This window comes from Actinosynnema sp. NPDC049800, from assembly GCF_040656635.1.
Lineage (GTDB): Bacteria > Actinomycetota > Actinomycetes > Mycobacteriales > Pseudonocardiaceae > Actinosynnema.
In genome coordinates, this window is record NZ_JBFAMT010000064.1 from 1 (window position 1) to 18871 (window position 18871).

General features: G+C 72.5%; 16 protein-coding genes. 9 read left to right on the forward strand and 7 right to left on the reverse strand.

Annotated elements, in window-relative coordinates:
* Positions 1-235: 235 nt before the first annotated feature.
* The gene (locus AB0I91_RS38890) at positions 236-1309 is read left to right on the forward strand and encodes a glycosyltransferase family 4 protein (RefSeq protein WP_499641323.1); all 1074 of its coding nucleotides are present in this window, start codon (positions 236-238) and stop codon (positions 1307-1309) included.
* A gap of 45 nt (positions 1310-1354) precedes the next feature.
* Here the strand turns inward: AB0I91_RS38890 and AB0I91_RS38895 are convergent, their stop codons facing one another.
* Complete coding sequence (locus AB0I91_RS38895) at positions 1355-2842, reverse strand: putative glycoside hydrolase family 15 protein (RefSeq protein WP_499641325.1); 1488 nt, start codon at positions 2840-2842, stop codon at positions 1355-1357.
* Complete coding sequence (locus AB0I91_RS38900) at positions 2824-4239, reverse strand: sugar transferase (RefSeq protein ID WP_499615821.1); 1416 nt, start codon at positions 4237-4239, stop codon at positions 2824-2826. Before AB0I91_RS38900 ends, AB0I91_RS38895 begins: the two co-directional genes overlap by 19 nt.
* A gap of 356 nt (positions 4240-4595) precedes the next feature.
* On the opposite strand from AB0I91_RS38900, the gene AB0I91_RS38905 reads away from it, so the two are divergent.
* Positions 4596-5402: a glycosyltransferase gene (locus AB0I91_RS38905; RefSeq protein ID WP_498773163.1), complete on the forward strand. Its 807-nt coding sequence runs from the start codon at positions 4596-4598 to the stop codon at positions 5400-5402.
* Complete coding sequence (locus tag AB0I91_RS38910; protein WP_499615824.1) at positions 5402-6712, forward strand: FAD-dependent oxidoreductase; 1311 nt, start codon at positions 5402-5404, stop codon at positions 6710-6712. Before AB0I91_RS38905 ends, AB0I91_RS38910 begins: the two co-directional genes overlap by 1 nt.
* Here AB0I91_RS38910 and wecB read toward each other — a convergent pair.
* Positions 6630-7802 carry a non-hydrolyzing UDP-N-acetylglucosamine 2-epimerase gene (wecB, locus tag AB0I91_RS38915; RefSeq protein WP_498773460.1) on the reverse strand — a complete coding sequence of 391 codons (1173 nt, stop codon included), beginning with the start codon at positions 7800-7802 and terminating at the stop codon, positions 6630-6632. The two genes, AB0I91_RS38910 and wecB, sit on opposite strands and share 83 nt — an antisense overlap.
* Before the next feature lie 214 nt (positions 7803-8016).
* On the opposite strand from wecB, the gene AB0I91_RS38920 reads away from it, so the two are divergent.
* Together AB0I91_RS38920 and AB0I91_RS38925 are read left to right on the forward strand one after the other, a co-directional pair.
* A complete protein-coding gene (locus AB0I91_RS38920; protein WP_499641327.1) occupies positions 8017-8967 on the forward strand; it encodes a lysyl oxidase family protein in 951 nt (316 codons plus the stop codon).
* Between the two features lie 419 nt (positions 8968-9386).
* On the forward strand, positions 9387-10235 hold the full coding sequence (locus AB0I91_RS38925) for a serine/threonine-protein kinase (protein ID WP_499641329.1): 849 nt from the start codon (positions 9387-9389) through the stop codon (positions 10233-10235).
* On the opposite strand, the gene AB0I91_RS38930 is transcribed toward AB0I91_RS38925, so the two are convergent.
* A complete protein-coding gene (locus tag AB0I91_RS38930; protein ID WP_498773171.1) occupies positions 10232-11014 on the reverse strand; it encodes an alpha/beta fold hydrolase in 783 nt (260 codons plus the stop codon). The genes AB0I91_RS38925 and AB0I91_RS38930 overlap by 4 nt on opposite strands.
* A 96-nt stretch (positions 11015-11110) precedes the next feature.
* Between AB0I91_RS38930 and AB0I91_RS38935 the strand changes: the two genes are divergently transcribed.
* Positions 11111-12424 (forward strand): aminotransferase-like domain-containing protein, encoded by a 1314-nt coding sequence (locus tag AB0I91_RS38935; RefSeq protein ID WP_498773173.1) that lies wholly within the window; start codon positions 11111-11113, stop codon positions 12422-12424.
* 9 nt (positions 12425-12433) lie between these two features.
* Positions 12434-13414: a squalene cyclase gene (locus AB0I91_RS38940; protein ID WP_499615831.1), complete on the forward strand. Its 981-nt coding sequence runs from the start codon at positions 12434-12436 to the stop codon at positions 13412-13414.
* Here the strand turns inward: AB0I91_RS38940 and AB0I91_RS38945 are convergent.
* On the reverse strand, positions 13411-14481 hold the full coding sequence (locus AB0I91_RS38945) for a DUF2332 domain-containing protein (RefSeq protein ID WP_499641331.1): 1071 nt from the start codon (positions 14479-14481) through the stop codon (positions 13411-13413). The genes AB0I91_RS38940 and AB0I91_RS38945 overlap by 4 nt on opposite strands.
* A 32-nt stretch (positions 14482-14513) precedes the next feature.
* Here AB0I91_RS38945 and AB0I91_RS38950 point away from each other — a divergent pair, with 32 nt between their 5' ends.
* Entirely contained in the window at positions 14514-15431 is a 918-nt protein-coding gene (locus AB0I91_RS38950) for an aminoglycoside phosphotransferase family protein (protein ID WP_499641333.1), read from the forward strand.
* A gap of 163 nt (positions 15432-15594) precedes the next feature.
* On the opposite strand, the gene AB0I91_RS38955 is transcribed toward AB0I91_RS38950, so the two are convergent.
* The gene (locus AB0I91_RS38955; protein ID WP_499641335.1) at positions 15595-15825 is read right to left on the reverse strand and encodes a hypothetical protein; all 231 of its coding nucleotides are present in this window, start codon (positions 15823-15825) and stop codon (positions 15595-15597) included.
* Between the two features lie 142 nt (positions 15826-15967).
* Between AB0I91_RS38955 and AB0I91_RS38960 the strand changes: the two genes are divergently transcribed.
* Positions 15968-16615 carry a dienelactone hydrolase family protein gene (locus AB0I91_RS38960; protein WP_499641337.1) on the forward strand — a complete coding sequence of 216 codons (648 nt, stop codon included), beginning with the start codon at positions 15968-15970 and terminating at the stop codon, positions 16613-16615.
* 568 nt (positions 16616-17183) lie between these two features.
* Here the strand turns inward: AB0I91_RS38960 and AB0I91_RS38965 are convergent.
* Complete coding sequence (locus AB0I91_RS38965) at positions 17184-18776, reverse strand: glycoside hydrolase family 64 protein (protein WP_499641339.1); 1593 nt, start codon at positions 18774-18776, stop codon at positions 17184-17186.
* Positions 18777-18871 lie beyond the last annotated feature (95 nt).

The window sequence follows — 18871 nt, forward strand, 5'->3', positions numbered from 1 at the left end:
CGATTTGACATGGGGCCCTTACGGGCACTCCAGGCAGGCCGAAGCCGGCAGGCCCGGCGGGGAAGAGCGTCCCGCCAGGCCTGCCGGCTTCGACCAGCCTAAAGCGCCCGAACCCATGTCAAATCGGGCCACGGTGGGTCGTGTTTCGGGTCCGTTGTGGTTGAGAGGATTGGTGGTGGGTGTGAGCGGTCGGTTGCGGGTTGCGTATCTGTTGACCCAGGACAGTGGGGGGCCGGTGGACGTCACTGTTCGGTTGGCGCGGGCGGTGATCGGGTCCGGGCAGGCGGAGGTGCGCGTGTTCGGGCCCTTGCCCCGGAGGGGTGCGGAGGTGTTGAGCGGGCACCACGAGGTTGTCGAGGTGGGCGACAAGGCTGATGTCCGGGCCGGGCGGCGGGCGCGGGCGGTGGTGCGGGAGTGGCGGCCGGACGTGGTGCACGCGCAGGATCGGCGTGCCGGGTTGGTGAGTGCCGGCTTGCGGTTGCGGCACAAGGTGATCCAGACCTATCACGGTGTGCCGGACGATGTGGGTGAGGAGTGGTTCCGGGGTGTGCCGGGGGCGGTGGGGCCTTCGGCTTACACGCGGGTGGTGTTGGCGGCGGATGCCGTGGTGGCGCGGGTGGTGCATCGGACGGTGGTGCCGGCGCGGGCGATGGGGCGGTTCCTGTCGGCGCGGTTGACGGTGCCCGCGTCGAGGTTGGCGCACATCGACAACTGCGTGGAGCCCGCGCACGTGCAGCCGCCGGCGGGACGGGTGCGGCGGTTGGTGTTCGTCGGGTTGTTGGTGGAGCGCAAGGGGTTGGCCACGCTGTTGGCGGCCTTGGCGTTGCCCGGGGTGATGCCGGCGGACGCCCGGTTGACGGTGGTGGGGGACGGGCCCGAGCGGGGGAAGGCGGAGGCGTTGGCGCGCGAGTTGGGCGGCAGGGTGGAGTTCTTGGGTTTCCGGAGCGATGTGCCCGACTTGCTGCGGCACCACGACGCGCTCGTGCTGCCGTCCACGATGGAGCAGCAGCCGTTGGTGGTGGCCGAGGCGATGGCGGCGGGCAAGCCGGTGGTGGCGACGGACACCGGTGGGGTGGCGGACATGCTGGGGGACCGGGCGGCGGCTGGGGCGTTGGCGGTGCCGGGTGATGTCGAGGGGTTGGCCGCTCGGTTGCGGGAGTTGTTCGCGGAGCCCGATCCCGGGCGGATCGGGTTGGAGCTCGCTGAGCGGGCGCGGGAGCGGTTTGCGCCGGACGTGTGCGCGCGTCGCCACCTCGCCCTCTACCGCGAGGTCATGGGCAGCTCGTGGGTTGAGCCGATGATGAAGTGAGTCGGTGAGGTCGGGTGAGGGGTGATGTCGGTTGTGAGGCGGTGGTTAGGAGGGAGGAGGTGATGGGTCGGGTGGTGAGGTGGTCGGGGCGGTGGTGACGACGGGGTTGGTGGTAGTTGGGTTGGTGGTGGTGGATGGGTTGGTGGTGGGTGGGTTGGTGGTCGACGGGTTGGTGGTGGATGGGGTGGTGGTGCTTGGGTTTGTGGTGGCGGGGTTGGTGGTGGTGGTTGAGCTGGTGGTGGCTGTTGCGGCGGTGGTGGTGATGTGGGTTGGGTTGACGAGGACGATGGCGTCGCCGGCGGCGATCTCGATCGTGGCCGGGGCGGCGGCGCCGCCGTCGATGTTGACCAGGCCCGGTGGGGGTGTGACCCTCGCGGGTTGTCCGGTCGGGTTCACGGCCACGTAGCCGCCGGTGAAGCGTCGGTCCCACACGCCGGAGGGGAGGCGGTTCGCGGTTTCCGTCGCCTCGCCCAAGGGGGCGTCCTGGTAGCGCGACCAGTCGGGGTTGCGGTAGTCCTTGGTGGTCGCGCCGGACCAGCACGTGTGCGGGCTCGCCAGCAGGGCCGCGGTGGCGTAGCCGACTCGTTCCTCCCTGGCGCCCTTGGTGTGGGTGATCAGCAGGAGCCACGTCTCGCCGAGGGCGGCTTGCGACCGCAGCTCCTTCCACTCGTTGCCCTTGAAGGTGAGCAGTTCACCCGTGCCGGTGTCGCGCAGGCCGAAGTTCTCCTCCATCGCGCCGTCGTAGCGCGAGTGCGCCGTCCACCTTCCCGCGGTCAGGTGGGATTCGGACACGTTCGGGATCAGCATCTTCCCGGCCTTGTGCAGGGCGTCACCGGCCGTGGTGAGGAACGTGTCCATGCCCTCGCGGATCATCCGGTCGGACTCGGCCGCGTCCTCCGCGCCCTTGAGCACGGCCGAGGAGTAGTACTTCAGGGAGCTGAAGTCGTTGTCGGCCAGCACGCCGTCCCAGCCCTCGCGCACCACCTCGGCGGTGACCGCCTCGCTCCACGCCTTCTGGTAGGCCGGGTCCCACACGGTCATCTGCCAGTGCTTCGGGTAGGAGTTCCACTCGATCCGGTTGTCCTTGGTGTCCACCGCGAACCAGTTCGGGTTCTCGCGGTGGGCCTTGAAGTAGCCGATGCCGGTCGGCAGGAACGGCGCGTCCACCTCGCCGTTGACCGCGCCGGGGTAGTTGCGCGCGCTGGAGAAGTCCTTGTAGACCAGCACCTTGATCTTCGGGTTGAGCTGCTTGAGCCGGCGCAGCGACGACGTCTCGGTCGCGTTGAGCACGACCAGGCTGTAGTGCTGCGCGGCGAACGTGATGTCCCGGCCGGTCGGCGGCTCGCCGATGCCGTACCACCAGCCGCACGGCGCGAGCGGCTTCGGCACGGGACCGAGCGGGGCGTGCGGTGGCGTCGGTCTGCCCGCGGCGGCGGTCGTCGTGCACGCCGCGCTCGGCACCAGGAGCGCGACCGCGCACACCAGGCCGAGGACGCGGCGGGATCGTCGCCGGTTCAGCGATTCCTTCGGCACAACAGCTCACCCACCGTCTGCAACAGGATTTTCACGTCCAGCCACAACGACCAGTTGGCTATGTAGTAGTTGTCGTATCGAGACCTGTCGACAATCGACGTGTCACCCCGCAGCCCGTGCACTTGCGCGAGCCCGGTCAGCCCCGTCGGAACTCGGTGCCGGGCCCAGTATAGCTCGTGGATGGCCGAGAATTCGCGGACGAAACCGGGTCGCTCCGGGCGTGGTCCGACGATGGACATGTCGCCCTTGATGATGTTCCACAACTGGGGGAGTTCGTCCAGCGAACTGCTACGCAGAAAACGTCCGACTGGCCCGACCCGGCGATCTCCGACCACCGACCAGGTGACTTGGGAATCGTCTTCGCCGTTCATTCTCACGCTGCGCAGCTTGTAGAGCACGAACGGCTGATCATCCATCCCGACCCGGACCTGGCGGAAGATCACCGGCCGGCCGCTCTCCAGCAGCACGGCCAGCGCGCACAGCGCGATCACCGGGGACAGCACGACCAGCGCCACGGCGGCCAGCAGCACGTCCATGGCGCGCTTGACCCACCAGCTCGGCCTGCTGGTCGGCGCGGTGCCCAGCCGCATCAGCGGGTAGCTGCGCAGCCGTTCGATGTCCGGCCCGTCCTGGTACAGCTCGAACATCCGGGGCACGACCAGGGTGGTGCAGCCGAGCCGGTGCGCGGTGATGGCCGAGTCGACCACCGACGACTCGCGGGCGTGCGAGAACGCCAGCACGACCGTGCCGACACCCAACCGGGTGATCGCGTCGGCCAGGGCCTCGTCCATCAGCGCGACCGGCAGGGCCGTGCGGTCCAGCGCCGGCTCCGGGTCGACGAACCCGACGGGGCGCAGGCCGAACTCCGGGTGCGCCAGCATCGCGCCGACCAGGTCGACGCCGACCTTCCCGGCGCCGACCACGATCGTGCGGTCGCAGCGGTCGTACTTCCGCCTGCACCAGCGGCCGAAGGCGAACACGAGCAGCCGCGCCGGTTCGCTCAGCGCGGCGAACGCCAGCACCGCCCACTGCGTGGCCAGGGTGGTGCCCGGCGGCGCGCCGCTGACCAGGCCGGCCAGCGTGACCAGGGCGAACGCCACGGCCGTCGCGCCGACCGAGCGCGGCAGGTCGTGGAACCAGGACAGCCACAGCCGCCGCCGGTACAGCCGGCACGCGGCCCGCACGCCGAGCAGCGCCGCCGCCACCACCGCGGTCCACCCCGCGCCCGGCGAGTACCGGGCCGCCACCGCGGCCACCGCGGTCGCGTCCACCGCGACCAGCAGCACCGCCACCGCGTTCACCCGCCGCAGCAGGTCCGACCCCGCGGCCTCGCGGGGCCTCTGCTGCCGCCACCGCGACACCAGGGTCGGGGTGGTCGCCGAGCCGACCCCGTTCACCTCGGACCGCCCTTGCCAGGGACCGAGCGCGTCCCGTCCACGCCACACCACATTCGGACGACGTCCTTCCCACCATGAACCCGATTATTTGGTCACCCGTTCGAGACCATCCGAACGGGCCTCTCTGCTCACTCGGTGTGTATCAAGCGTGATTTTGAGGACCTAATTCACTCTTTCGGTGATCACCGTTCTCCTTTCTGGTGACGGTCGGGCTCGGCTTCTGCGGTAATTCAGCCAGACGCGCGACGAGATGCCCCCGGGGTGGTCGAATCCCGTCGCGGTCCGGAGGCGAATAATTCTGGACCGTCATCCGCCATCCAGTGAAATGGGGCCCATTGAGCGTCGATGAAGGAGACGTGCGCGCCACGTCGGAACAGGGCGGACGGGCCCTTTCCGACGGCGCGCGCACCCACGCCCGCGCCCACGTCGTGCTGCCCGCCTACAACGAGGCGGCCTCGCTGCCGCCGCTGCTGACCCGGCTCGCCGACGCGACCCTCGCCGGCAAGATCACCGCCTGGGTCGTCGACGACGGCTCGTCCGACGGCACCGCCGAGGTCGTCGCCGAGGGGTGGCCCGGCCTGGACGTGCGGCTGGTCAGCCACCCGGTCAACCTCGGCCTCGGCCAGGCCGTCCGATCGGGGCTGCGCGCCGTGCTGTCCGAGGCGGGCGACGAGGACGTCGTCGTGGTGATGGACGCCGACGACACCCACGACCCGGCCCTCATCGACCGGATGGAGCGGGAGATCGCGGCCGGCGCGGACGTGGTGATCTGCTCCCGGTTCGTCGACGGCGGCGACGACGCGACCGCCCCACCGCTGCGCCGGCTGCTGTCGCGCGGCGCGGCCGTGCTGTTCCGCCGCGTGCTGCGCCTCGACGGCGTCCGCGACTGCACCAGCGGCTTCCGCGCCTACCGGGTCAGCCTGCTGGCCCGCGCCGAGCGGCACTGGGGCGAGCGGCTGATCGAGGAGCGCGGGTTCGCCTGCATGGTCGAGCTGCTGCTCAAGCTGCGGCACTGCCGGCCGGTCGTCACCGAGGTGCCGCTGGCCCTGCGCTACGACCGCAAGCACGGCCCCAGCAAGATCCGGATCGCCCGCACCGTCGGGCAGTACGCGAAGCTGCTGGTCCGCGACCGGCTCACGCCCGCGCCGTACCGGGCGCTGTGATGCGGCGGGCGGAGCGCGGGCACGTCGTGGTGGTCGGCGGCGGCATCTGCGGCCTGGCCACCGCGCACCGGCTGGTGCGCGCCGGCACGCGGGTGACGTTGCTGGAGGGCAGCGACCAGCTCGGCGGGCTCGGCACGTTCTTCGCGTGGCGCGACCGCTGGGTGGAGCGCTTCTACCACTGCGTGATGCCGACCGACGACCACCTGCTCGACCTGCTCGGCGAGCTCGGGCTGCGCGACTCGATCAGCTGGCGGCCGACCCGGATGGGCATGGTCGTGGACGGTCGCGCGTTCCCGTTCAACACGGCGCTGGACCTGCTCAAGTTCACCCCGTTGGGCGTTCCCGACCGGCTGAGGTTCGGCGCGGTCTCGGTGCTGCTGCGGCGGTTGGGCAAGGGCAAGGACCTCGACCGCACGCGCACCGAGGACTGGTTGCGCGGCCTGTACGGCGACCGGGTGTGGGAGCTGCTGCTCGCGCCGCTGTTCGGCGCGAAGTTCGGCGCGCGCTTCGGCGACGTGCCCGCGCTGTACCTGTGGCAGCGCCTGGGGCGTGAAGGCGCCGTGTCGGTGCGCGGGTACCCCGAAGGCGGCTACCGGGCCGTGATCGACGCGCTCAGGGCGTCGATCGAGGCCGGTGGCGGCGTGGTGCGGCTGGACGCGCCGGTGCGGCGGATGGGCGTGACCGGCGGGCGGATGCGGATCACCCTGGACGGCGGCGAGTCGGTGTCGGCGGACCACGTCGTGTCGACGCTGCCCCTGCCGCTGCTGCGGCGGCTCGCCGACGAGGACCTGGCCGCGCGGCTGCCCGACGTGCGGTTGCCGTACCAGGGCGTGGTGAACGCGCTGTTCTTCTTGCGGCGACCGTTGTCCGGGCACTACTGGACGCCGGTGGTGCGGTCCGGCACGGAGTTCGACGGCCTGATCCAGATGACGCCGCTCGCGGGCGTGGAGCGGTACGACGGGAGGCACCTCGTCTACGCGATGCGGTACACCGACCGGGAGTCCGCGCTGTTCCAGGAGGACGACGCGGCGATCGCGGCGCGGTGGACCTCGCAGCTGCTGGCCCTGCACCCCGCGTTGTGCCGCGAGGACGTGGACGACGTGCGGGTGTTCAAGGCGCCGTTCGTGGAACCGGTGTACCCGCTCGGGTACCTGGCGCGCCGGCCGCCCGTGGTGGTCGCCGGCACCCCGCTGCTGCTGGCGACCACCGCGCACGTCTACCCGGACGTCACGAGCTGGAACTCGAGTGCGGGACTCGCGCGACGGGTCGCCGCGAGGCTGGCGGAGGCACCACAACCTGTTCCGGGCTGAGCCGCCGGGCGTGCACCGGTTCGCCGCGGACCAGCTGCCGGAGCGCGTCGGCGATCCGGGCGGACGGCGAGCCGGTGCCGTAGGGCGACGGGATGTGCTCCAGGCGTTCCCGGTGGCCCGCCACGTCGTCCAGCCACCGCAGCACTTCCGCGCACACCCGCGGCCCCGGCGGCACCAGGGTGCCGAACGTGCCCTCGATCTCGGGGCGTTCCGTGCTGCGGCGCACCACGACCACCGGCCGCTTGAGGACGCTGACCTCCTCCTGGATGCCGCCGGAGTCGGACACGACCACGGCGGCGCACCGGGCCAGCGCCAGGAACGCCGGGTACGCCTGGGGCTCGACGACCTTGAGCCGGCGCAGCAGGGCGGTGAGGCCGAACGCCTCGACCCGCTTGGCCGTGCGCGGGTGCAGGGGCAGCACCACCGGCAGCGGCAGGCGGTTCAGCTCGCGCAGGATCGTCTCCAGGTTGGCCGGGTCGTCCACGTTCTCCGGCCGGTGGACCGTGGCCAGCACGTAGCCGTCGCGCTCGAGCTCGTGCGCGGCCAGGACGACGGCCTCCTCGTCATGCCCGGGCAAAGCGGTCTGGAGGGCCTCGACCACGGTGTTGCCGGTGATCGCGATGCGCTCCTCGGGGACGCTCTCGGCCAGCAGGTTGGCGTGGTTGAGCGAGGTCGGCGCGCAGCACAGGTCGGCGAGGTGGTCGATGGCGACCCGGTTGTGCTCCTCGGGCATCGCCCGGTCGTAGCTGCGCAGACCCGCCTCGACGTGCACCAGCGGCACGTCGTTGGCGTTGGCGGCCAACGCGCCCGCGAGCGCGGAGGTCGTGTCGCCCTGCACGATCACCGCCCTGGTCGGGTGCTGCGCCAGCAGCTCGTCCACCGCCGCGATGGCCGCGCCGAGCTGGCCGCCGCGGCTGCCGCCGCCGACGGCCAGCTCGTGGAACCGGCCCGGGCGGCCGATGTCCTGCCGGATCCGGTGGTACATCGCGGTGTCGTAGTGCTGTCCGGTGTAGACGACGGTGGCGTCGGCCCCCATCACGCGGATCAGCGGCGCGAGCTTGATCAGCTCCGGCCTGGTGCCGCACACCATCGTGACGGTGCCGGGAACTCCCTGGTCTATCGGACCCACCTCCAGTCGCGGATGACGCGCGCCCGGGGCGCGATCGCGGTGAAGGTTAGAGTCCCAGGGGCCGATTTCCGTTGTGGCTCAGTCGATCGAGTGAACCTGGCGGTGGTAGGGGCCGAGTTGTCGGTGTGGCTCAGTAGATTGGTGAGTGGATCATTCTGGAGTGGACGGATTTTCGATGTTGCGAAGACACGCGGCCTTGATCACCACGGCGTTGCTCGTCGCGGGGTTGGTGGGCCCTGCGCACGCTCAGGCGTCCCGGACCGTGCTGCTGCCCGACCTCCGGCAGGCGCCGGTGGGGTGCGCCGGCGGGTTCTCCGGCGACCCGTCGCGGTGCGTCGACTGGGACGTGTGCCCGGTGGCCGACCCGGCCGCGCCGAACGGCGAGTGCGTGCAGGTGGGCCCGATCGGGGCAGTCCGGTTGAGGTTCACCACATCGGCGGACAACATCGGCGACGGGCCGCTGCTGATCCACGGCAGCCGGGGTGGGGTCGGGCAGCGGGAGATGGCGGCGCGGCAGGCGTTCCAGTCCGCTGTGGACGGTTCGATCCCGATGGACTACGCGCGGGCGCAGCACCCGATCCCCGCCACCATGTACTACGAGCCGGCGGCGACGCACGAGCACTGGCACCTGCTCGGCTTCGAGCACTTCCAACTCCGCACGCTCTCGGGTGACACGGTGGTGACCGACCGGAAGAACGGCTTCTGCCTCGGCGACCGGTACGGGGTCGACGGCCGCGTGCCGAACCGGCCGGCCCTGGACGACACCCCGCAGGGGAAGTTGGCGGCGTTGTTGCGGAAGAACCGGTGCGGCCACCACGAGCCGGAGGCGTTGAGCGTGGTGCAGGGCATCTCGGTCGGCTCGGGCGACGACTACCCGCACACGGTCGACTTCCAGTGGCTGGACATCAGCAAGGTGCCGTCGGGGGTCTACGACGTGGTGAACATCGTCAACGGCGACCGCACCCTGGTCGAGAAGTCGTACGCGAACAACGCCTCGGCCATGACCGTCTCGATCCGCTGGCCGGGCAACGCCGTCGACCCGCCGGCCACGATCACCCTCCCGCCGCAGGTGCGGCTGCTGCGGAACTGCGTCGGAACGGAACAGTGCGCCACCCTGCGCGACTGAGGTGCCGAGCGGCCGGCTGACCGGTCGGTGGGGTGATCGGCTGAGGGACTTGCCGCGGGGGCTGTTCGGGGGTCGGCTGAGGGACTTGCCGAGAGGGCTGTCGGAGGGCCCGCTGAGGCACGTGCACGGCCGATGCGCCGAGCACCCCCGGGCCATCGAGTTGGTGGGTGGCGTGCGAGCGGCATGGGCGGCTGACCCGGCGAGCGGCTTGTGCGGCCGGCCGCTCCGCCGCCACCGGTCCAGCCGTCGCCCGCCCCGACCCCGCGGCCCGACGTGGCACAAGCCCTCGAACGGGCCGGCGCCGCGCCTCGCCTGGATGTCCTCTGAGGAGAAACCTCTGCCCGGTGACGCCGGCGTTTGGCGTCGTCGCCGTTCGGGAATTCGCCAGACGTCCGGATCGGCGACCGAAGGGTGGGGCCATGTCGTTGGCCACCGAGAACCGAGTGCTCGAAGGTCGCTACCGGTTGGCGGGCAGGCTCGGCGCGGGTGGCGCGGCCGAGGTGCACCGGGGGTGGGACCTGCTGCTCCGGCGGTTCGTGGCGGTCAAGGTGTTCGACGGCGACGACGTGGACGGGCGTCGGTTCGACAACGAGGTCCGCACGCTGGCCGGGCTGTCGCACCCCGGGCTGCTGTCCGTCTACGACGTCGGCACGTGCGAGGGGACGTCGTTCGTGGTCATGCAGCTGGTCGAAGGCATGACGTTGCGCGACCGGCTGCTGGACGGCACGTTCACGCCCGCGCAGGTGCGCGCCCTCGGCCACCAGCTCGCCGACACCCTCGCCCACGTGCACGAACAGCAGGTCGTGCACCGCGACGTGAAGCCGTCGAACGTCCTGCTCGACGGCTCCGACACCGCCTACCTCGCCGACTTCGGCCTGGCCCGCTCGCTCGGCTCGACCCGCATCACCAAGACCAGCGAGGTCGTCGGCACCGCCGCCTACCTGGCGCCGGAGCAGGTGCGCGGCGACGAGGTCGGCCCGCCCGCGGACGTCTACGCGCTCGGCCTGCTCCTGCTGGAGTGCCTGACCGGCTACCGCGAGTACCAGGGCGACCGGGTCGAGGCCGCCATCGCCCGCCTGCACCGCCCGCCCCACGTGCCGCACGACGTGCCCGCCGGCCTGGCCCGCCTGCTCGCGCAGATGACCTCGCTGTCCCCCCGTCGCCGCCCCACGGCCGCCCAGGTCGCCGACAAGCTGCGCCCCGCACCGGCCGCCCTGCCGCGCGACCGGCTCCTCTGCGGTGTCCGGACGCCCGCCCGCCCCGCCTAGAGCGCCGCCAGGAACCGCTCGACCGCGTCGGTGAACTCCGCCGGCCGTTCGAGGTTGGGCAGGTGGCCCGCCCCGGGGATCACCGCGAGCGCCGAACCGGGGATGGTCGCGTGCATCCGCTCGGCCACGGCGACCGGCGTGTACTCGTCCTCCTCGCCGACGACCACGAGCGCGGGCACGGCGACGCGGGCCAGCGACTCGAGGTAGTCGGGCCGTTCCGCACGCCCGCGCCACCCCGCCGCCGCGCCTTCCGGCGACGTGCCGCGCATCATCCCCAGCACGTGCTCGGCGACGGCCGGCAGGGCGACGACGTTGTGCGGCGAGATCATCTTGTCCAGCACCTCGTCGGCGTAGGGGCCCATGCCCTCGCGCAGCACGCGTGACGCCAGCTCGCGCTTCAAGTCAGCGCTCGCCGTCGTGTCCGCCTCGGGGAACGTGTCCGCCAGCACGAGCGCACGGACCCGTGACGGGTGCGATCGGTGCAATTCCATGGCGATCTGGCCGCCCATCGACAGCCCGCACACCACCACCCGGTCCAGGTCGAGGCGGTCGAGCAGGCCGATCAGGTCGTCGGCGAACACGCCCCACGGCGTCGTGCCCGGCACGACCGTCGTCTCGCCATATCCCCGCAGGTCGGGTGCGATGACCCGGTAACGGGAGCGGAGCCGTTCCACCTGCGGCCGCCACATCGTCCGGTTGAACGGGTGGCCGTGCACGAGCAGCACCGGGACGCCGTCGCCCTCGTCGTCGTAAGCGATGTCGATGTCGTTGACCCGCATGACCTCCCCTTGCGCCGGTTGACGGCAGCAGCCTAGGAAGGCCACCATGGCCGGTGCAATGAAAACAATGCTCTCGGTGCAATGTGGGGTGCCCGCGTGGCGGACTACCGCCTGATCGCCGACCGGCTCGCCGCCGAGGTGGCGGCCGGCCGGCTCAAGCCGGGTGACCGCCTGCCCCCGCAACGCGCGTTCGCCCGCAGGCACCGCATCGCGGGCTCCACGGCCGCCCGCGTGTACGGCGAGCTGATCCGACGCGGGCTCGCGGTCGGCGAGGTCGGCCGCGGCACGTTCGTGAGGGCCACCCGACCACCGGTCGAGCCCGCGCTGGCCGAGCCGGGCGGCGCGCGGGTCGACCTGGAGCTGAACTTCTGCGTGCTGCCCGACCAGCCGGCCCTGCTGGCTCCCGGCCTCGACCGGCTCGTCCGGCACGGCCTCGGCGACGCGCTCGGGCCGGTCGGTGTCCGCGGCACGCCCGAAGCACGCGCGGCCGTCGCACGCACGCTGGCACGGGGCGGGTGGGCGCCGGACGAGCGCCGCATCCTGTTCACCGGCAACGGCAGGCAGGCGATCGCGGCCGCGGTGTCGGCGCTGGTGCCGGTCGGCGGGCGGCTCGGGGTGGAGGCCGTCACCTACCCGGTGGTGAAGGCGATCGCGACCAGGCTGGGCGTCACGCTCGTGCCGCTGCCGGTGGACGACGCGGGCGTGCTGCCGAAGGCCGTGCGCGCGGCCGACGTGCGCGCGGTCTACCTCCAGCCGACCCTGCACAACCCGCTCGGCACCACGATGCCCGAACGACGCCGCGCCGAGCTCGCCGACACCGTGCGCGACCTGGACGTCCAGGTGATCGAGGACGCCATCTACGCCTTCCTGGGCCCCGACCTGCCGCCGCTCGCGCCCGAGCGCACCACCGTGGTGGACAGCCTGTCCAAGCGCCTCGCGCCCGGCCTGACGGTCGGGTTCGCCGTGCCGCCCGGACACCTGGTCGACCGGGTCGCCGCCGCCGCGCGCTCCGGCGGCTGGGCCGTCGGCCACTTCGCGCTCGCCGCCGCGACCGAGTGGCTCGTCGACGGCACCGTGGAGTCCGTAGTGGACCGCAAACGCGCCCTCGCGCACGAACGGCAGCAGCTCGTGCGCGCCCGCCTGGCGGGCTTCGACATCAGCGCCGACCCCGGCTCCTACCACTGCTGGTGGCGGCTGCCGGACCGGTGGCGGGCCGAGACGTTCGTCGCCGCCGCGGCACGGCGGGGCATCGCCATCACGCCCGCCGCGGCGTTCGCGGTCGGGCCCGGCCACGCGCCCAACGCCGTCCGCCTCGCCCTCGCCTCCGCGTCGACGCCGACCCTGGCCGCCGCGCTGGACGTGCTCGCCGCGCTCGCCGAAGGCAGCCCCGAGGACGAGCAGGTCGACTAGGGTCACGCCATGACCAGGGTGCCTTGGCTGCTCGACGCCGATCCGGCGCTGCGCTGGCAGGTCGAGCGCGACCTCGTCGGCGAACCGCCCGAGGTCTGGGAGGCGACGCGGGCCAGGATCGCGACCGAGGGCTTCGGCGCACGCCTGCTCGCGCTCCAAGACCCGGACGGCCAGTGGGCGGGCGGCGCGTTCTTCCCCGCCGGCTTCGACTTCCACGGCCCGGAAGCCGCCGAGGGCGCCGGCCAGCCGTGGACCGCGACGACGTGGACGCTGTGCTCGTTGCGGGAGTGGGGCCTGGACGCCGCGGTCCTGCGCGAACGCCGCACGGCCGAGCTGCTGGAGCGCAACTGCCGCTGGGAGTACGACGACCTGCCGTACTGGGGCGGCGAGGTCGACTGCTGCATCAACGCGTGGACGGTCCAGAACGGCCTGTGGCTGGGCGCGGACGTCACCGGCATCGTGGACTGGTTCGTCGAGCACCGCCTGCCCGACGGCGGCTGGAACTGCGAGTGGGTCGAGGGCTCGACGCGGTCGTCGTTCCACTCGACCCTCAACTCCCTCAAGGGACTGCTCGCCTACGACGCCGCGACCGGCGGCACGGAAGCGACGCGTGCCGCCCGCCGTGCCGGGGAGGAGTACCTGCTGGCCCGCGGGCTGTTCCGCCGGCTGTCCACGGGCGAGCCGGTGGCGCCGTGGGTGAACCGCTTCTCCTACCCGTTCCGCTGGTACTACAACGTGCTCAACGCGGCCGAGTACTTCCGCCAGGTCTGGCTGCTCGACGGCACCCCGCCGGACCCGCGCCTGGCCGACGCGATCGAGCTCGTCCGCGCCGAGCGGCAGCCCGACGGCACGTGGCTCCAGGCCCGCAGGCACCCCGGACGCGTGTGGTTCGAGGTCGACGTGCCGGCGGGGGAGCCGTCGAAATGGCTGACCCTGTACGGGACCCGTGTGCTGGACTGGTGGGACGCCCACGGCGGGTCAGCGCACTAGGGCTCCGCCAGCCACGCCAGCAGCCGGCCGCGCGACCAGCAGCGGCCGACGGCCTCGGCGTGCCGGGTCGACCCGTGGGACACCGCCACGCCGATGATGCTGTGGCCGGAGGCGCGCCGATCGCCGAGGGTCGGTACCGACGGTGCGACCCCGACCCCTTCCACCGACACCCACGCCACCGGCCGGTCCGCCGCCGCTTCGTGGAGGCGGTGCAGGAAGCGCGTCCGGCTCTCCGGCGGGAACCGCGACAGCGCCCACGTCGTGGTGACGACCGGCAGCGCGTCCGCCGGTACCAGGGCGACGGCGTCGGGCAGCACGTCGACGGCGTCACCGCGCAGCAGCAGCGGAGGGTCCGTCGCCGCCAACGCGATCTCCGCTTCGAGCCTCGCGAGCCGCGCCGGCTCGTCGGGTGGCAGGCAGGCGCGCAACCAGCGGGCGTCGTCCGGGTCCGTCACGTCGAGCGGATCGAGGTCGACGCCCACCTTGGCGACGACCTCGGGTAGCGCCTGTGTCGGGACGGGCCGGCCGCCCACGGTCGAAGCCGACACCTGAACGGGAGATGACGGGTCGCCCAGCAGGTCCCCGTTGTCGTAGGTGATGCCGACGCGGTCGACGGTGAGGTTGAGGCCGGCCGAGCAGCCCACGTCGATCAGCCCGACCGCGTTCGCGCCCACCCGCCGTGCCGCCTCGGCGATGGCCGGGTACAGCACCGCGCCGCGCCCGGTTTCGTCGGTGCGGGGCCGCCGTCGCACGGCGAGGTCCACGACCGGGCCGGTCAGGCGCAGCAGCGCGTCGATCGCGGCGTCGGCGGCGGCGTCGCCGTCCCCGGCGGCATAGGCGGCGGCGAGCGCCGGGGCGTGGCCGGCGAGGGCGAGGTCGTGCAGCGCGGCGAGGATCACCGCGGGGTGCCGCTTGCCCGCCGGCGCCGACTCGATGGCGCGCAACGCCGCGTCAGACCCGCTCAGGGCGACGGCGACGCGCCCGTGCAACGGCGAAGTCCCGGCGTCGGCGTCGCCGAACCGCCGGTACACCTCGGCGAGCGTGCGGGCCCGCGCTCGACCTGGCATCCCGGCGATCTTACCGGTCGGCCGGTGCTAGCGTGCCCGGCCATGCGGCGATCGGGGCCTCGGTGATGGGGGACGTCACGTTCGACCAGGACCTGGTCCGGGCGCTGCTGCGGGATCAGCACCCGGACCTCGCGGACCTCGAACTCCGGGACGTCGACGGGGGCTGGGGCAACCAGGTGTGGCGGCTCGGGGACGAGCTGGCCGTGCGCTTGCCGCGCACCGATCGCGGGCCCGCCATGCTGCACGCCGAGCAGACGTGGCTGCCGGTGCTGGCCGACCGCCTGCCGCTGCCCACGCCCGTCCCGGTGCGCCTCGGCAGACCTTCGAACCTGTTCGGGGACACCTGGACGGTCGCGCGCTGGGTCGAGGGCGAGCCTGCCGACCACGCGCCGATCACCCGCGTCGAGGCGGCCGACGTCCTCGCGGAGTTCCTCCGCGCGCTGCACGAACCCGCGCCCGCCGACGCGCCGGTCAACCCCACCCGCGGCATCCCCCTGGTCGGGTTGCGCGACGGGATCGACGGCTGGTTCGAGCTGATCGCCGACCACCCGGGCGCCGACCGCGCGCGTGAGGTGTGGGAGAAGGCCGTGGCGGCGCCCGACTGGCCGGGCGCGCCGCGGTGGCTGCACGGTGACCTGCACCCGGCGAACGTCGTCGTCCGCGACGGGACGCTCACCGGGGTGATCGACTTCGGCGAGCTGTGCGCGGGCGACCCCGCCACCGACCTCGCCGCCGCTTGGGTCCTGCTGCCCGCCGGCGCGGCGGGCCGATTCTTCGACGCCTACGGGCAGGCCGACGAAGCGACCGTCACCCGGGCCCGCGGTTGGGCCGTCCTGCGCGCCCTGGTCCTGATCGGGATCGGGCGCAACGGCCGGCTCGGCCTCGCCGGCGGCAAACCGACCTGGGAACCCGCGGGTCACGCCGCGCTGGACCGCGTTCTGGTGGCATGAACCAACCGAGTACGCGCCCACCACCGCGAGCAGGTACACAGGGCGGCGCCGAGCAGTTCGCGCGCGCCGTCGGGTCCGTGGCACGCGAGGGCACGCGGGCGCCCGATGCGTTGAGCGTGCCCGATCGGGGATCACTTGATCGTGGCGCGGTCACCTGATCAGGTCATTCGAGAGGGCGGCCGTCCTCGTCCTCGATGTGCATGGCCGCGTCCTCGGGGCCGCGCAGGTAGTTCGACCCGGCTTCGTCGGCGATCGAGGTCGGTTCCTCGTCGATGAAGTCGCCGTCGTCGTCGGGCGCGGAGAACTGCGGCCCGGGTGTTTCGGAGTCGCGTCGCAGGCCGTAGCCCTCGCCCGTGCCCCATCGCGGCTCGATCGCCTCTTGTTGCTCGGACATCGGTCCTCCTCGGGCGTGCGCTCGTTCGTCGGCCATGGTCGCTCCTCCCGTGCCGGGCAGGGGGCACACAGACGGGTTACCCGTGTGCCCCGATCGGACACTGCCCGTTTGCTCGCGCGTGCGCCGGTGAAACCTGGAGGGCATGACGAGGAGCGGCACGATGGCGGTGTCGGTCGACGCCTGGGGTGTCGACCTGGCCGCTGACCTCGGCGTGCCGTCCGATCCGGCCGGGGTGGTGGTGTTCGCGCACGGTTCGGGCAGCTCGCGGCACAGCGGGCGCAACCAGGCCGTGGCGGAGTCGTTGCGGCGGGACGGCTACGCGACGCTGCTGCTCGACCTGCTGACGCAGCGCGAGGAGCGGGAGGACCGGGTCACCGGGCGGCTGCGGTTCGACATCGGGTTGCTGGCGGAGCGGGTGGCGGCGTCGGTGGAGTGGACTTCGCGGGCGCCGGCGACGCGGGGGTTGCCGATCGGGCTGTTCGGTGCGAGCACGGGCGCGGCGGCGGCGTTGGTCGCGGCGGCCGGGACGTACCTGGTGAGGGCGGTCGTGTCGCGGGGCGGTCGGCCGGACTTGGCTGGGCGGGCGTTGTCGCGGGTGCGCGCGCCGACGTTGCTGGTGGTCGGCGGTCGTGACGAGGAGGTCCTGGAGCTGAACCGTGCGGCGGCGGAGGAGTTGGCGGTGCTGTGGCGGCTCGAGGTGGTGGAGGGCGCGACGCACCTGTTCGAGGAGCCGGGGGCGTTGGACCAGGTCGCGCAGCTGGCGGGTTCGTGGTTCCGGGACTTCCTCTGATCCCGGGTCCGCTGATGTGAGCCTTGCAGGATCAGCGCGGTTCGAGGGTCTGGTCGGCGGTGCGGCGGTTGGTTGCCGGCCTCGTTGTTTCAACCGACGTTCGAGGTTGGCGATAACGGTGTTTTCTTTGAGGGCATTTTCAGGATCACCCCATTGGGGGACCTGGTTCGGGGTGGGAGGTGGAAGATCGCTCGGCCTCCCTTCCAGGCTCGGAGGGGTCGTGGCCAGGTAGGCCAGTCGCCATCCCTGATCATCATGCCACCACACCGGAGAATGCGCCTCGACGTGCGTGCGACCCAAGTGTGAGCCCGGAGCTGGAAGGCCGACCGACGAGCGGCCGGTGGTCGGTCAGCCCCGAGGGCTCGCGGTCAGCTCCTCGACCCCGCCGTCGTCCCACCGGACGCGGCGCAAACGCGGGCACCCGCGTCACGCCGCGTCCGACAGGTAGTGGACGGCCCACCGGCCGGCCGGTGATAGCGCCGGCGAGTGCGGCGCCCGGCCGTCCACCACCAGCACGGCCGTCAAGCCGGTCACACCGGCTCAAGCGGTCACGGCCGCCAGGTCAGTGCTAGCGACGCCACTTCTGGTTCGCCGTGCCGGCGCAGTCCCACATCTGCAGGACCGCGTCGTTGTTCGGGTTCCAGTCGGCGATGTCCACGCACTTGTTCGCCTGCGGGTTGACGAGGTCACCCGCGGCGGTCAGGACGAACTGCTGGGCCGGGTTCCCGCTGCACCTCGCGACCTGGACGGCGGAGCCGTTCGAGGTCGAGCCCCAGGCCACGTCCATGCACATGTTGTTCTGCGTGCGGAACGTGCCGCCGGTCGACTCCCACTGCTGGTTCGTGCCGCCCGTGCAGTCCCACACGATCAGGCGCTGGCCGTCGGTGAAGTTCCAGTTCGGCACGTCGACGCACTTGCCGTGCCACGCGCTGACGATGCCGCCCGCCGGCCCCGGCGGCGGGGTGCCGCCACCACCCGTGAACGACGTCAGGATGATCCCCGCCGAACGCGGGTCGCCGTCGTGCACCAACGACTCCTGCGCCTGCACGTCGTCGAACGCGAAGCCGTAAGCCTTGCCGTCCACCATGTTCTGGTGCACGAGCCGCGAGTAGTGGTTGGTGAGCGCACCCTGGTAGAAGTCGGCCGGCCCGCCGCCGGGCTGCGTGTCGATCCTGCCGAGCGTGGAGCGGTGCAGCGCGGCGCACAGGGTGCGCGCGATCGGCCCGACGACCTGGTCGTTGGGCGCGTGCAGCGCCCCGTCGCACCCCCACACGTTCGACGTGGACGGCTTGGCGAACGACGCCACCTGACGTCCCGACGAGTCGGTGAAGTTCATGGTGGTGCCCGACGTGCGGCCGAAGTAGCGGATGTCCGGCCGGTCGCCGAACGGCACCACGGTCAACGTCTTGGTGGTGTAGGCGTTCCACGCCTGCGTGATGTACGGGTCGAGGTAGGCGCGGTCGAACAGGCCCGCGTCCGCCGCCTTGCCCGGCGCGAGCACGCGCACCACCGTGCCGTCGGCGCGGGTGCGGACCGAGTTCGCCCAGCCGGCCTGGTTGCGCACGCCGTTGATCACGTTGTCGCGGCCGTTCGCGACCAGCTCGCCGGTCTTCTTCGTCACGCCGCTCGCCCCGGTCACGGTGACCGCGTGCGGCACGGCGAACATGTCCACCTGCGAGCTGTTCAACCACAGGCCGGCGTCGTTGTAGGTGAACTCGCTCCAGTCGAACAGGATGTCCCGGTTCGGGTCGCTCGGCGACCACGGCGCGGGCTGCACCAGGCCGTCCGGCGTGAGGAAGAACTTGAGCTTCTCCCCGAACGACATGTAGACGCGGCCGGAGATGAACCGCGGCACGCGCAGGGTGACGGAGCCGCCGTTGGGCGGGCCCGCGATCGACACGTCCGGCGCGGGCGAGGGCGGGTTGGCCCCGGCCGGCCACGGCGTGAACGTGCCCGACTGGTTGACGTACCCGAGCCGGCCGCCGGGCCGGATGTCGGTGCCGAGCACGTACAGGTGGACGGCCTCGGCACGGCCGCTGTTGTTGGTGATCGTGATCGGCAGCAGGTCCGGTCCGACGGCCGCGGCCGGTGTGGCGGCGGCCAGTGACGCCGACGTGGCGAGCGCGGCGAACGCGCTCAACCACTTCGTCAGGGTGCGCATGGTTGCGACTCCTCGGTGCAGGGCAAGGTTGTCCCGACCTCCCGGCCGGTTCCAGGGCGGCCAAGCGGTCGGACGCCGACGCGGACGGGTCCGTG

What these genes read in the sequence shown, in the direction of transcription:
- AB0I91_RS38920 (WP_499641327.1), top strand. Translation starts at nt 8,017, where the DNA reads ATGTTGCGAAGACACGCGGCCTTGATCACCACGGCGTTGCTCGTCGCG.
- AB0I91_RS38965 (WP_499641339.1), bottom strand. Translation starts at nt 18,776, where the DNA reads ATGCGCACCCTGACGAAGTGGTTGAGCGCGTTCGCCGCGCTCGCCACG.
- AB0I91_RS38940 (WP_499615831.1), top strand. Translation starts at nt 12,434, where the DNA reads ATGACCAGGGTGCCTTGGCTGCTCGACGCCGATCCGGCGCTGCGCTGG.
- AB0I91_RS38925 (WP_499641329.1), top strand. Translation starts at nt 9,387, where the DNA reads ATGTCGTTGGCCACCGAGAACCGAGTGCTCGAAGGTCGCTACCGGTTG.
- wecB (WP_498773460.1), bottom strand. Translation starts at nt 7,802, where the DNA reads ATGGTGTGCGGCACCAGGCCGGAGCTGATCAAGCTCGCGCCGCTGATC.
- AB0I91_RS38910 (WP_499615824.1), top strand. Translation starts at nt 5,402, where the DNA reads ATGCGGCGGGCGGAGCGCGGGCACGTCGTGGTGGTCGGCGGCGGCATC.
- AB0I91_RS38930 (WP_498773171.1), bottom strand. Translation starts at nt 11,014, where the DNA reads ATGCGGGTCAACGACATCGACATCGCTTACGACGACGAGGGCGACGGC.
- AB0I91_RS38945 (WP_499641331.1), bottom strand. Translation starts at nt 14,481, where the DNA reads ATGCCAGGTCGAGCGCGGGCCCGCACGCTCGCCGAGGTGTACCGGCGG.
- AB0I91_RS38960 (WP_499641337.1), top strand. Translation starts at nt 15,968, where the DNA reads ATGACGAGGAGCGGCACGATGGCGGTGTCGGTCGACGCCTGGGGTGTC.
- AB0I91_RS38955 (WP_499641335.1), bottom strand. Translation starts at nt 15,825, where the DNA reads ATGTCCGAGCAACAAGAGGCGATCGAGCCGCGATGGGGCACGGGCGAG.